The 12,798-nt window shown below is 68.9% G+C and carries 13 protein-coding genes and 3 pseudogenes; 4 read left to right on the top strand and 12 right to left on the bottom strand.

All coding sequences use genetic code 11. From position 1 onward, the window contains the following. Window positions 1-300: integrase core domain-containing protein (locus ACLB9X_RS33975; RefSeq protein ID WP_410364276.1), on the top strand; the 300-nt coding region annotated here is incomplete at its 5' end. A 9-nt stretch (window positions 301-309) separates the two neighbouring features. Here the strand turns inward: ACLB9X_RS33975 and ACLB9X_RS33980 are convergent. The 4 genes and pseudogenes from ACLB9X_RS33980 to ACLB9X_RS33995 all read right to left on the bottom strand — a co-directional run bounded on the left by ACLB9X_RS33980 (window position 310) and on the right by ACLB9X_RS33995 (window position 2,672). After that, a complete protein-coding gene (locus ACLB9X_RS33980; protein WP_410364277.1) occupies window positions 310-696 on the bottom strand; it encodes a hypothetical protein in 387 nt (128 codons plus the stop codon). Between the two features lie 153 nt (window positions 697-849). Continuing rightward, window positions 850-1,608: pseudogene (locus ACLB9X_RS33985) on the bottom strand (IS256 family transposase); the annotation flags it as partial. A 48-nt stretch (window positions 1,609-1,656) separates the two neighbouring features. Then, a pseudogene (locus ACLB9X_RS33990) lies at window positions 1,657-2,061 on the bottom strand (alpha/beta hydrolase). A gap of 140 nt (window positions 2,062-2,201) precedes the next feature. Beyond that, window positions 2,202-2,672: a DUF1348 family protein gene (locus ACLB9X_RS33995; protein WP_410364278.1), complete on the bottom strand. Its 471-nt coding sequence runs from the start codon at window positions 2,670-2,672 to the stop codon at window positions 2,202-2,204. A gap of 102 nt (window positions 2,673-2,774) precedes the next feature. On the opposite strand from ACLB9X_RS33995, the gene ACLB9X_RS34000 reads away from it, so the two are divergent. Further along, window positions 2,775-3,356, top strand: a complete 582-nt coding sequence (locus ACLB9X_RS34000; protein WP_410364279.1) for a TetR/AcrR family transcriptional regulator — start codon at window positions 2,775-2,777, stop codon at window positions 3,354-3,356. A 152-nt stretch (window positions 3,357-3,508) separates the two neighbouring features. Here the strand turns inward: ACLB9X_RS34000 and ACLB9X_RS34005 are convergent, their stop codons facing one another. From ACLB9X_RS34005 to ACLB9X_RS34020, 4 genes and pseudogenes are all read right to left on the bottom strand, one after another. Further along, on the bottom strand, window positions 3,509-4,429 hold the full coding sequence (locus tag ACLB9X_RS34005) for an AAA family ATPase (RefSeq protein ID WP_410364280.1): 921 nt from the start codon (window positions 4,427-4,429) through the stop codon (window positions 3,509-3,511). Window positions 4,430-4,604: 175 nt separating this feature from the next. Continuing rightward, window positions 4,605-4,874: pseudogene (locus ACLB9X_RS34010) on the bottom strand (DnaB-like helicase N-terminal domain-containing protein); the annotation flags it as partial. Beyond that, window positions 4,871-5,212 (bottom strand): hypothetical protein, encoded by a 342-nt coding sequence (locus ACLB9X_RS34015; protein ID WP_410364281.1) that lies wholly within the window; start codon window positions 5,210-5,212, stop codon window positions 4,871-4,873. The pseudogene ACLB9X_RS34010 and the gene ACLB9X_RS34015, both read right to left, overlap by 4 nt. 575 nt (window positions 5,213-5,787) lie before the next feature. After that, the gene (locus tag ACLB9X_RS34020; RefSeq protein WP_410364282.1) at window positions 5,788-7,548 is read right to left on the bottom strand and encodes an NlpC/P60 family protein; all 1,761 of its coding nucleotides are present in this window, start codon (window positions 7,546-7,548) and stop codon (window positions 5,788-5,790) included. A gap of 385 nt (window positions 7,549-7,933) precedes the next feature. On the opposite strand from ACLB9X_RS34020, the gene ACLB9X_RS34025 reads away from it, so the two are divergent. Beyond that, the gene (locus tag ACLB9X_RS34025) at window positions 7,934-8,467 is read left to right on the top strand and encodes a hypothetical protein (protein WP_410364283.1); all 534 of its coding nucleotides are present in this window, start codon (window positions 7,934-7,936) and stop codon (window positions 8,465-8,467) included. A gap of 74 nt (window positions 8,468-8,541) precedes the next feature. Here ACLB9X_RS34025 and ACLB9X_RS34030 read toward each other — a convergent pair whose 3' ends face one another. The 4 genes from ACLB9X_RS34030 to ACLB9X_RS34045 form a co-directional block, all read right to left on the bottom strand. After that, window positions 8,542-10,143, bottom strand: coding sequence for an ISL3 family transposase (locus ACLB9X_RS34030; protein ID WP_410364284.1), 1,602 nt, complete (start codon window positions 10,141-10,143; stop codon window positions 8,542-8,544). Between the two features lie 656 nt (window positions 10,144-10,799). Next, window positions 10,800-11,333: a kinase gene (locus tag ACLB9X_RS34035; RefSeq protein ID WP_410364288.1), complete on the bottom strand. Its 534-nt coding sequence runs from the start codon at window positions 11,331-11,333 to the stop codon at window positions 10,800-10,802. 76 nt (window positions 11,334-11,409) lie between these two features. Next, window positions 11,410-11,604 (bottom strand): hypothetical protein, encoded by a 195-nt coding sequence (locus ACLB9X_RS34040; RefSeq protein ID WP_410364285.1) that lies wholly within the window; start codon window positions 11,602-11,604, stop codon window positions 11,410-11,412. 4 nt (window positions 11,605-11,608) lie between these two features. Continuing rightward, window positions 11,609-11,812, bottom strand: coding sequence for a hypothetical protein (locus ACLB9X_RS34045; protein ID WP_410364286.1), 204 nt, complete (start codon window positions 11,810-11,812; stop codon window positions 11,609-11,611). Between the two features lie 764 nt (window positions 11,813-12,576). On the opposite strand from ACLB9X_RS34045, the gene ACLB9X_RS34050 reads away from it, so the two are divergent. Continuing rightward, window positions 12,577-12,798 (top strand): transposase (locus ACLB9X_RS34050; RefSeq protein ID WP_410364287.1); only part of this gene is annotated, 222 nt, incomplete at its 3' end.

The raw sequence follows: 12,798 nt of genomic DNA on the forward strand, positions 1-12,798 counted from the left end.
GACCGCGGAAGCAACTACATGTCAGCCGAGTTCGGGAAGACGCTCGACCGGTTCAGGCTCCGCAGATCTGCCGGCCGCACCGGGATCTGTTTCGACAACGCCATGGCCGAATCATTTTTCGGCGCCCTGAAGAACGAGCGCGTATCAAGGGTGACTTACCCGACCCGCGAGGCTGCCCGGCAGGACATCACTCGCTACATCGAATTCTGGTACAATCGCAAACGCCTCCACTCGGCGGTGGGTTACCGCCCTCTACGCGAAGTCCACGCCGAATACGAGAAGTTGCGAATTGCCGCGTGAAACAGTCGGTCAGACGCCTGTCCGGAAAACGCGAGGCCCCTCACTGCCCAGCGCGTCGAGGCCGTCGTACAGCCTCTCCGCGAGCTGCCAGGTCTCCACGTCCGCGGAACGGGACACGGGGACCACGTAGGCCGGGGCCCTGTCCAGCGGGCCGCCCCCGTCGGGGTCGGCGACCACCAGGCGCACACTGAGGTCGTCGTTCTCGAACCAGTACGACCACGCGCCGGACGCGGGGCGGCCGCCGGTCTCCTCGGCGAGGGCGACGCCCAGGATCCGGTTGACGTCGCCGCGGATCTCGTCGGCGAACGCCGCGCGGTCCCAGACGGCCTGCGCGGGACCGGCGTGCACCGCGAAGTCCTTCTTGTAGCCGCCGTGCGGCTCGAAGCGTCCCACCACGCCATGCTCCTACAGCAGCGGATCGTGCTCACCATCCGGGTGTCAGTACTCGCCGAGCAAATTCGAACACGAGTATGGTTTGCCTATGGCCGGAACCGACTTCCCCGACGACCTGCGCGCCGCGCAGACCCGCCTTCACCAGGCGACCTCCGCCAGCATGAGGACGTCGTTCACGCCGCGGTTCTTGATCTCGGTGAGGATGTGCATCCAGTGCTTGGCGCCCTCGCCGCCGTCGCCGGCCCACAGACCCAGGATGTCCCGCCGGCCCTCCGTGGTGACGGCCAGGGCCACGTAGATCGGCCTGTTGGCCACGGCGCCGTCGCGGATCTTCACGTGAATGGCTTCGATGAAGACCACCGGACAGACCGGGTCGAGGGGCCGGTTCTGCCACTCGGCCATACCGTCCATGACCTTGTCGGTGATCGTGGAGATCGTCTGACGGGAGACCTCGGCGCCATAGACCTCCCCGAGGTGGGCCTGGACCTCACCGGTCGTCAGGCCCTTCGCGGACAGGGAGATGACCATCTCGTCGACGCCGGACAGACGCTTCTGCCGCTTCTTGACGATCTTCGGCTCGAACGAGCCGTCACGGTCACGCGGCACGGATATCTCCACCGGCCCGACGTCCGTCAGCACGGTCTCGCCGCGCTTGCCGTTACGGGAGTTGCCGCCGTTCTTCCCGGCCGGATCGTGCTTGTCATAGCCAAGATGGTCGGTGATCTCGCCCTCCAGGGCAGATTCCAGCAGCCGCTTCGTCAGCTGCTGGAGCAGACCACCCTCACCCGTCAGCTGCAGGCCCTCGGCCTGAGCCCGGTCCACCAGCTCGTCGATCAGCTGGTCGTCCACCGCCTTCGACGGCTGCGGCTCAGCCGCCTCGACGGACTCGGCCTCGGTCACGTTCTCACTGGTCATCGGTGCATCTTCCTTGATCGGGAGTTACACCGAACGATCTACAGTCCCTCAGCGCACGGTCTGGTGCCTGGCAGTGCACGGGCCGGCCGCCTCGTCCCGTTTCGCCTCGGGCGACAGGTCGTACTCGGGGAAGACGACCGCGGCGTTCGCGCCGACGGCGAGTTCGCGCACCAGACGCTCGTGGGTGTGGGCGTTGCCGAAGACGAAGCCCGCGCCGTGGATGTAGATGATCACCGGGAGGGTGCCGGTCGCGCCGACGGGCTTGACGATACGCGCCCGGACGCTCCCTGTCGGACCGCCGGAAACGGTGATCCACTCCTCGTCGATCGCCGGCTTGTCGATTTCGCCGGACTGCACCTCGTCAACCGCCTTGCGCCGACCTCCGCCGGAGGCAGGTCAGAGGTAGGGCGGGTTGGCGGTCGCCTCCGCGAACGCTGCGGCGGGGGGCTCCAGAACGGGCTGCGTGAGGGATGCGGAGGTGGCTGACTCCTGAGGGGAGTGCGGTTGTCCGCTCGTGCTGGGTGTGAGGGCGCCGGGCACGGGGCCTGGATGCTCGGACGCGGTCGCGCTCCTGGCCGGCCGCCGGGTGCGGTTTACAGCCCGAGGTCGGAGAGACCGGGGTGGTCGTCGGGTCGGCGGCCCAGCGGCCAGTGGTACTTGCGCTCCTCCTCGGCGATAGTCAGGTCGTTGATGCTCGCGTGGCGCACGCGCATGAGGCCGTTGTCGTCGAACTCCCAGTTCTCGTTGCCGTAGGCGCGGAACCACTGGCCGGCGTCGTCGTGGTACTCGTAGGCGAACCGCACCGCGATGCGGTTCCCGTCGAACGCCCACAGCTCCTTGATGAGGCGGTAGTCCAGTTCCCGGTTCCACTTGCGGGTCAGGAACTTCACGATCTCGTCGCGGCCGGTGACGAACTCCGCGCGGTTGCGCCAGCGCGAGTCGGGCGTGTAGGCGAGGGCGACCTTCTCGGCGTCGCGGGTGTTCCAGCCGTCTTCGGCCTGGCGGACCTTCATGATCGCCGTTTCCCGGGTGAACGGCGGGAACGGGGGACGCTGCTCGGACATGACGCACTCCTCTGGGAAGCTCTACGAGAGTGAGAACGGTCGTTCTCGCGATGTGCCCTGATACTATGAGAACGATGGTTCTCACGCAAGGGGGAAGGAAACATGGACACCGATCTGGCACGCGAGCGCATCCTGGACGCTGCCGAAGACCTCTTCTACGCCCGAGGCATCCAAGCCGTCGGCATGGACGTGATCCGCGACGCCTCGGGCGTCACACTCCGGCGCCTCTATCAGCTGTTCCCCTCCAAGGGCGACCTCGTCGAGGCCTACCTGGCCCGCAGGGATAGCCGCTGGCTCCAAAACCTTGCCACCCATGTCGACACAGTCGCGGAAACTCCGCAGGAGCGGCTGCTCGCCGTCTTCGATTGGCTGGAGGACTGGTTCACCCAGCCCGACTTCCACGGGTGCGCCTTCATCAACTCCTTCGGCGAGCTGGGCGGCACATCACCCCAGGTCGCAGCCTTGACCCGGCACCACAAGGACACCTTCCACGCCTACCTGCGGGAACTCACGACAGCTGCGGGAGCGGCAGCAGACACCGGCACCCAGATCGCCCTGCTGGCCGAGGGAGCCATGACCACCGCTGCCATCTCAGGCACACCCGCAGCGGCCCGCCAAGCCAAGCAGGCGGCGCAGCTACTGCTGCTGACGCTCGACACACGCCACGTCGCCTTCCCCTCGTAGCGGAGAGTCGTAGGGGCCGCGGCCACGGTGCGGGACGGTCGGCGCCGCCAGGCCTGCTCTGCTCCTGCTCCTGCTCCTGCTCCTGCTCCTGCTCCCAGTGCAGCGCATGCTCCCACCACCGGCACACCAGCGCGTGCGCCAGGCCAAACACTTCACCCGGCCCACCCCCGGTCAGACCGCCCGGCGGGCGCCCTGACCGGGCAGGGAGGGCAGATCCCCCACATGGCCACCAACGTGACTCCGCCCGAGCGGCTGGGACAGGCGCGCCTTACGGACGGCCGCCGGCTCGGCTGGGCAGAGTGGGGGCCGCCTGCCACGGCCAGATGGCGCCCTCGCAGAACTGCTCCGGCCACGTCCGCTCCGCGCGGGGCCCGCGCCAGGTCACCCAGTCCATCAGCCGGATGTCCTGCGCTCCCGGACCGGTGGCCGGGGGAGAGGCCGAACCCGAACTCGGGCCACCGCAGCCACAGGCTGGAGTCGATCCGCTTGCCCATCGAGGCGTGCGGGGAGTGCGCCTCCAGGACCATGGCCGCGCCGTTCGAGGCGGTGCGGATCATCTCCAGCGCCGACATTAGCGGGCGGGCGGCCTCCTCGTCGGACGCGCCGTTGGTGGTGATCTTGTACAGCGGGCCGATGCTGATCAGGTCCGGGCGCACCCGCTCCACCGTGCGCGCAAGCCACGCCCGGTCCGCCGCGGCGGTCAGGTCCAGGCCGTCCGGGCGCACCTCCAGGTGGAAGTGGCCGCGCCCGATCGGCGCCCCTTCGTCGGCGGCCGCGTCGGCCATCCTGCGCAGCCACGGCCGGACTTGGGCGTCGGCGTTCTCCGCGTCGACGAGGAGCACGCGCACCGGCTCGATCCGGGCGCGCTTCCACGGGTGCAGGCCGGCCGCCGCGCGCATCAGGATCTGGCGCAGCAGCAGGCTCTTGCCGCCGCCTTCCCCGGCCGTGATCATCAGCCGGTCCCAGCGGGCGAGGACGCCCGGGATCACCCACTCGGGGACGTCGTCCGCCTCCTGGAGGAAGTCGAGGAGGTCCCGGGTCGGGGCGTCGTCGGAGGCCTGGCGGTCGCGCACCCTCCCGGGCCGCTTCCACCGCGCGCTCCGCGGCTTCCGAGGCTGTGCCCTCGCGGCGCTGAACCGCCGTCATGGTCCGGGTGCCGGCGGCCGCGAGCGCCCGCCACTGCGCCTCCTCGCGGATGATCGCTGCGTAGTGCAGCGCGTTGGCGACCGTGGGAACCGCGTCTTGCAGCTGGTGCAGGAACACCGAGCCGCCCATGCGCTCCAGGTCGCCCTTTGCCCGCAGCTCGCGTGTGACCGTGATCGGGTCGCACGCCCGGCCACCAGCGCGCAGGGAGCACAGCAGGTCCCACAGCTCCCCGTGGCGCGGCTCGCGGAAGTCGGTCGGCTCCAGCGCGGACACCAGGTCAGGGACCAGGTCCTGCACCCCGTCGCGCAGCAGCGTGCCCAGCACGGCGTACTCGGCCTCCCGCAGCTCCTCCGCCCGCCCGTCGGTGATCACAGACCCGACCCCCTCGCCAGGATCGCCTCGACCGCAGCGGCCGTCTCAGGATCCATCTCGCCGCGCCGTGCGCGTGCCTGCTCCGGCATCACCGGCACCGGCCTCGGGCGGTTCTTCTCGCAGTGCACCGCCAGGTCCAGCCAGCCCCTCGCGAGCATTTCCGCCGCCCGAGCCTTCACCCACTCCACCGAGTCACCCGCCGCCAGCAACTCCCGGGCCTGCGCCCGCAACCGCGCCCGCAGGCCCGCCGTGACCCGCCTGCCGGCCGCCGCCTCGTACGCGTCGACCACCGCATCAGCGTCGTCGCGGTCCGCCGCCGGGACACCGGCATCAGCCACCGCCCGTCCCGGCGCAGCCGCCTCTCTCTCCCCCGTCCGGCGCGGTGCCCTCCGAGGCGTCAGCGCCGTCCGGGACCGGAGAGAGAGAAGAGGGAGAAAAGGAAGGAGAAGGGGGGCATCTTCCGGGGGTGTCCCGGAAGAATTTTCCGGGGGGGCGGAGATTTTTCCGGGGGGGGCGGCCCAGCACAAGCGTCTGGGGCCGCCCTACGGTGCCGGTGATCGCGCCCACCACCGCCTCAGTGGTATCGCGGCGGCGCACCTTGTACAGGGCGCGAGCTCCCGGCAGATACCGCTGGCCACTCCCCCGGATCACCAGCCCTTCGACACCCGGCACCTGCGTCCAGGACGTCAGCCACTCCTGCGCCGGCGCCGGGTCGGTCGTCTCCGGGCACAGCGTCCACGGGGCACCCAGCCCGCGGTCGGTGAACAGCTCCTCCAGCTGCGCGCGCCGTCCGTACCAGCCGGTGTCCGAGGCTCCACCGGCGCCGCTCAGTGGAAACGGCACGGGGCCGGGAGGCATACGCCTCTCGGCCCCGGCTGTGCTTCTTGAGTTCTTTGGATCGGATCTGACCGGGTCAGATTCGGTGGACCGTGTGCAGTTTCTTCGCGTAGGTGCCGGTGCCGTCCAGGAGTGAGGCGCCGCCGAGGTCGGACATGGTGGGTCCGTTGACGGTCTTGCGGCTGGAGAGGAATCGGCGCTTGCCGGCCGCGTCCTTGCCCAGGTAGATGCCCACGTGGTCGACCGTGAGGGTCGGGTTGTCGTCGCCCGAGTCGGCGTTGAAGAGCACGAGGTCGCCGGGTTGCAGCAGAGCCGCAGTGGGCGGGGCCGTGCCGTCGGTCGTCTGATCGACGCGTACGCCGGGCGCGTGGTCGACCATGTCCCGGGACTTGCGCGGGATGCGGGTCTTCGAGGTATCGGCGCCCGCTGCCATCGGAACGCCCATGTGGTATCCGTAGACCATGCGTGTGTAGCCGGAGCAGTCGAGGTTGCCGACCTGCTTGCTGGAGGGCCCGGTGTAGGTGCCGTCGGGGAAGGTCCAGCCGACGTTCATGTACTCGTGGAAGTCGGCGCCTTCGTAGCAGTAGCCCTGCGGGTCGAGGTAGCCGTACCCCGACTCGCCCAGGACCTGCTTGTCCTTGGCCGGTCCGGAACCACTGGTCACCGTCGGGGCTCCGGCGAGGAACATCGCCGCGTAGGCCAGGACGTCCGGCGCCGTGGAGCCGGCCCAGCCGCGGATGATCTGTTCGAGCGCCGGAGTCCAGGTGCCGTCGAACGGCTCAGGGAGCACGCGCACCCACTCCCCGTGCGTGACGCTCGGCGGCGTCGCCCAACTGGCGGCGCCCACCTCGAAACGGCTGACGAGCAGCTTGACCGGGAGGTTGGTACAGCCGTCGTTGGCAAGCGCGCGCAGGCCGACACGGCCCTTGCCGAAGGTGGAATCGGTGACGTCCACGGTCCACCCGGACGGCTCGGTGGAGGCGGAGCGCCAGGCCTTGACCTGGATGCGGGTGCCTTGGCGGCGCACTCGGATCGTCCAGTCGGTGCCCGCGGGAACGCCCGTGGCGAGGGTTACGGCTGTGATGAGCTGGGTGACCGCGTCGGCGACTTCCTTTTCGACACGCAGTTCGACCGCGCCGGAGGTGAGGAACGACAACCGGGCGCGGTAGTTGTTGTGGGTGTCCTGGTAACCGAAGGACAGAGCATACGAGCAGGCCTGGCCGGTGGGCACCTTGTCGAACCGGGCCACGGATCGCACGTCGACGTCGGTGATCTCGTCGTCGCGCAGTGTGGCGTGGCGGCTGGCGAAGTCGGTGGTCAGCGCGATGGTGCCGGTGCCCGGCACGACCGAGTAGTCCGTGTCGGCGGGGCCGAGGGTGGACCAGCTACCGCCGCCCCAAGAGGTGCCCCAGTACTTGCGGTCCGCCGCCGGCAGCGACGTGTCCGGCAGCGTGCGCTGGAAGTCGTCCACGAACGGCTTCTTGTTCTCGGTGAACGTCCGCGTCGGGCCGGGCAGGACGACAGTCCGGGCGCCGCGGGTCAGCAGGGCTATGCGCTTGCCGCCGGAGGTGACCTCGGTGCGGGTCGGGGTACCGGAGAGGACGGTGGCGGTGAGCGGGGTGTTCAGCGTGACCGGGGTGAAGTACGAGGCGTTCAGCGGGGGCAGCGTCACGGAGGAACGGGCCGAGGTCATGCCGGTCGGCCCAGGGAAGGGCTCGACCGGGACAGGTGCCGGCCCGGCGGCCTGGGCCGGGGTGGCGACGAGACCGCTCAGCGGGACGGTGGCAGCGGAGGCTGCGAAGAGGGCGAGCAGGCTGCGCCGTGAAGTGTGGGACATGAGGTCATGATCCGTGCAGGTAGGGTGAAGGAGAGCGTCACCCCTGGTCAAAGCCCGTTCTCGTACCGCGCGCACAGTATGCCCCTGTTTGTGGGTCTTGCACGGCTGATAACCGCCTTGACTCCCATCGCCTCAGGAAGAGTCAATGCCGGGATCTCCGCCCGTCGCCACCTCATAGATGAGACCAAAAGCTCACCGCATGCGCCGCAGGCCCGTCTGGCTCTGTCCACGAGAACAGGCAGCAGATGTTCAGCTCCAGGGGCGGCACCAGGAACGAGGCACATTCGATGTTCACGAGAACCGGTTCTGGCTCACTTTCCGTGAAGGGCTGACTGAGTGTGATGTCAGTGGCGTGTGATGAGATGGCCGGACTATGTGGTCTGTCGTGAACGACTCCGATCGAGTGCAGTGGCACTACACCCCCTTCGAGAGCGTGGGCCCGCTCCGCTTCGGCATGGGTCACGAGGAAGCCGGCGCCGCGATGGAGCTGCAGGGGTTCACTGGAACCGTCTCCGCCATGCACCAGCGACACGGTGACCTTGTGCTTCAGGCCGTCTTTCGCGAGATGACCGCCCCGGCGTACGTAAGGGCTGTCACCGTCTATTACAGGGAATCCGGCGGGCTGGCCTGCGTGGTCGTCGACGCACTGTGTGGACCATTGGTCTCGATGGACGGGATGCAGTTGGTTGGGCGGGTGCCTTCCGCGCTGACGGACCAGTTCCACGATTATCAGGAGGGGCGCGGCATGAGCCCCATGATCTCTGTCGAGGGTGATGCGGCGTCGGACGAGCTCGGGATCATGGTGCGTGCGCAACGAGCCGGCGACATCCTGCTGTCACGACCGGTCTTCGCGCGATTCGACGGCTGGGCTTACACCGTGCATGACTGCGTCCCTAGCGACGAGTGGACTGTCCGCTGACAATGGCGCGACCTCAAGTGGCGCACGGACAGGGCACCAGGTCAGTGACGCCTTATATGCCCTGACTGCAAGCTTCACGAGTAGAGCAGGACGCGTTTGCGGAGGAGGGCGAAGCCGGCTCGGCCGAACATCTGACGCTTGAGCATCTTGATTCGGTTGACGTGCCCTTCGACGACGCCGGAGCTCCAGGGCAGGGTGAGGCCAGCGATGACGGCATCGCGGTCACGGTCGATGCCTGCGGCGAGGGTGTGGAGGCCGGGGAGGTCGTCTCGCCGGACGGCGTCGAGCCACTGCGGCAGCCGTTCGCCCCGGCGCTCGGTGAGCATCTGGCCGAAGGAACGGACGTGGCCGGTGAGAGCGTCGAGTTCAGGGCAGTGGACCAGAACGGCCTTGAGCCGAAGGTGCTCCGTCTCGGTGAGGGTCTCCGGCCGGCGGAGGATCCATCCGGCGACGACCCGGGGTGACGGTGGGCGAGCTGTGACGAGGCCGGGTGAGAGCCGCTTCTCCCGGAAGTAGGCGCGAACCCGCTGGTAGCTGCCCTGATAGCCGAGCGGCACGATCTCCTCCCATGCCGTCCATGCGTTGGTGCAGCCTTGGGTCCAGCGGTCATCCAGGTAGGGCTTGAAGGCGTCGAGTTTGGACGGCCGACCTTGCCACTGCCCGTGGAACAGTTCTTCCGGGGTCGTTGCGTCGGCGAGGAGCTTGACGGTGCGGGAGGTCATATGGAGTTGGCGGCCGATTGCCCTCCGGCTGAGCCCGGCTGCCAGTAGTTCGTGGACGGTCGCGTGCTTGTCGCGGGTGCGGTCAGCGAAGCGGTGTCCCCTTGGCCAGGGCGAGTCGGAGGGGTCTTCGAGCGCCTTCGGCTCGGGGGCCGACTGGGCTGGATCCGGAGCCAGGACCTGCAGGCATCCGCGGTGGTCTGCGACGCACCGCTCGGCGGCCTCGCTCAGGTTGTGCCAAAGATGCCACCGGTCCGCGACCTGCACCGCTTGTGGTGCCCCGGCAGTGGCACCTTCGGCGAAGAACGGTGCCCGATCGCGGCAGACCACCTCCACCCCGGGCCGTTTCACGAGCCAAGCGGCCAGGCTGGACGCCTCTCGGTCGGGCAGCAGATCGACCGGACGCCGGCTTTCGACGTCGACCAGGACAGTCCCGTAGTGACGCCCTTTGCGGGTCGCGTACTCATCGACGCCAATCACCCGCGGGGCCGGAACTTCGGGGTCGGGCAACGCTTCGACCAGCCGCAGCACCGTGCTGCGGCTCACGGAAACGCCGATCACGCTCGCCAAGCGGGCACCGGCCCGGCCGGCGAGCGCGAGCCCGACCGCGGCCAGCGTCGACCGCAGCCGCTCGGTCCGCCGACCGTACCGACGCGTCAGCCCTGGCAACTGTTCGGCGAAGGTCCGCTGCCCGCACGAGGTGACCGGACAGAGGAATCTGCGAACGCGCAAACAGAGAGCGACCCGTCTACCACCGCTGGGAACGTCCGCGGGAAAGCGCAGGTACGAGCTGTGAACCCGCCGTGACCAGCTTCCGCATCTGGGACAGACGGCCCCAGCCACCGTGCTTCGAGCATCTATGCGTACCGCCTCGTCGTTCACGTCGACCGACAGCACCGCCACGTCCGCGATCGACGGGAACAGCAACTCCTCCAGCCGAAGCACCACTTCTTCCACGAGCCGAACTGTCAGCCACACCCCACCCGGTACGGGCCATTTTGGGCAACTTCGCCAGAGGCCCACTCACCCGACAACCGTCACTCAGCGTGCAAGCTCCACGGAAAGTGAGCCAGAACCGGAACTCGTGAACAATCCGATGCCGCGTCAGACCCTTGGTGACTCCCGAACCGCTGTCGAAGGGCTGCCTGTTCTCGTGGACAGAGCCATACGGGAGCGCGTCGATGCCTGGCATCCGGATTTCCACCACACCCCATTGTCTTGGCCGACACGCAGTTCTTGCCGGCGTTTTCAACAGCTGCTGTCGGTCTCAGTGCCTGCTCCCCGGGCCTCGCCGCCGGAGCCTCGCGGTTGGCGCAGCCGTGATCCCGCCCAGAGCGCAGAGGCCTCGGCCGACGCGCAACACCGGCGAGCGCCCCGATCGCCGGCAGCGTCCGCGCCGCCCATCCCGCCCTTCTCTCTCCCTTCACTCCAGCCAGGGACATGGGCGAAAGCGGCCGCAACGGGGATGTCAGCACCCCGACCACGCCTGTACGCCCGTGGTGACCTGGGCGAATGTCGCCCGGCTGCGAGGGCTCGCGCAACGTGCATCGAAACACCTAGCGCAACAGGAAGGCGCAACACCCAGCGCAACATCTGCCGCAACAGTGCTGAGGTCAGCGGTCCACGGCGGGCAGGTGGGCCAGGCCGGTGTCGAGCATGATGCGGTCGACGGTCTCGTGAAGGGTGCCGTCGGCGCCGATGACGGTCTCGAAGCCGCCGGGCAGCAGATCGCGCGGCCGGTACCAGTCGCGCAGCTGCGTCTCGCTGACGTGGTCGGCGATCGGCTTGGTGGCGTGTCGGATGAGGGTTTCACCGAATGGCACGTCCAGGTAGTACCCGTGGGTCGGGCCGCGGTGGTCGGCGCGCAGCTGGGTGAGCATGTCGCCGTAGCGGTCGGCGTAGAGGATGCCTTCGACGACGACATGGAATCCGGCGTCCAGGGCGTAGCGGGCGGTCAGGTCGATCAGGCCGATGTTCGCGGCGCCGGGCCGGTCGTGCTCGCGGAGCACGATGCGGCGGAGGTTGTCCTGGCCGACCAGGGCCAGGCCGCGGCCGAAGCGTTCGCGCAGGCCGGCCGCGACGGACGACTTCCCCGAGGCGCTGTTGCCGCGGATCACGATCAGCCGGGTTCCTTCGGTTCCCACCATCACGGCGGTCACGCTATCGACGGCCGGTGACAGTGGCGGTGGTCCGGGCGGCCATCGGCCGATGCCGTTGCCGTGGTTAACCGGTGGCTTCCGGTCCGGTGCCGAGGGGTCGACGGCCGGCTGCCGACGGGTGCGGCTGAAGCTCGGCCGGGGCGAAGGCGAGCTGGGCGGCGAGTTCGGCAGCAGTGCGGCCGCGTCCGCTGCGGTCGTCTGCTTCAGCGGCAGGGTTCGGGCGGGGACCGATGCCCAGCGGGCGGCGCAGTGTGCTCACGCGGTCAGTCTCCCAGCGCGTGCGAGTCGAGCACGCCCCGGTCCCTCAACTCGGCAAGGTCGGGCAGCTGGAAGTGGTGGATGAAACCAACGTCCAGATCGGCCTCCGTGGCCACGACGCGGACTCGCGGCTCTGCGGCGGCCACGCTCGGGGCTGTCGCCGACGCCTTGGGACCGTGGCCAAGTCGTCGGCGTTTGTCGGCGGTCACAGCTGATCATCGTACGGCGGGGCCGCGGTCAAGAGCTGGAAAAGCCTGGTCACCGACCGCCTTCGACTGACAGGGGGGAAGCCGGGTTGCACGGCTTGCCCGTACCGGAGTACGGGCCGTCATTCAACTGCGGAAGAAGTACGGGAATGAGTGGGGCATCGGCACGTCGGGGGGAGACGAAAAGTTCGCCAACCACTCGCGTGCCGACCACGCACGCCTGACTCATGGAGACACCACGATGACCACGACGGACCCGGCCGCGACTCCGCCCCGCGCTCTGGAGCCCGGCCAGGACAAGAGCCGACTGCTCCACCACGTCGTCACCGCGCTCCTAGCGGCCGGCTTTCGGCTACGTCCTGTACCAGCACCCCGCACTGCGGGAGACCGCGGCGGCCTTGGGCGGTCTGGGCACCCTGGCCCTGGGGCTCGTACTCGCCGCACGGAACCGGTGACACGCCCGGCGCTGGGTGTCCCGGGAGCGGAGGCCCGGGACACCCAGCCGCGGGCGGTACAAGTGCCGCCGAAGGAACGTGGGGCAGGAAGCCGAGCGGGCTGTCGCCGAGGCTCGGTAGACGACGCAGTCGGGTAGCTCAGCGAGGAGCTGCAGCCCGGGATGTGTCCACAGGCTCGAAGGTTGAGGGTGCGGCACAACCTCGGGCATGGCCGAAAGGGGATGGTTGGTGGTGACTGATCGGCCACCTTTTCGAAGATCCGCATGCGTGTTTTGGCCCAGGTGACAGGTTGTCGGGGCCTCCCCCTGAGTGGTGGACACGCTGATACTGGATCTGCTTGATCCGGAGGAAGCGAGAACACCGCCGATGGCGATGAAGGACTACTCGGACGAGTTCAAGGCCGATGTCGTGGCCCTGTACGAGTCCACGCCCGGGGCGACGTACAAGAGCATCGCCGCTGACCTGGGTATCAACAGGGCGACGCTGCGTGAGTGGGTGCTGCGGGAGCGGGATCGTCGTGGCGTCGCCCCCGCC

The sequence above is a fragment of the Streptomyces sp. 5K101 genome (genome assembly GCF_046506645.1).
GTDB lineage: Bacteria > Actinomycetota > Actinomycetes > Streptomycetales > Streptomycetaceae > Streptomyces.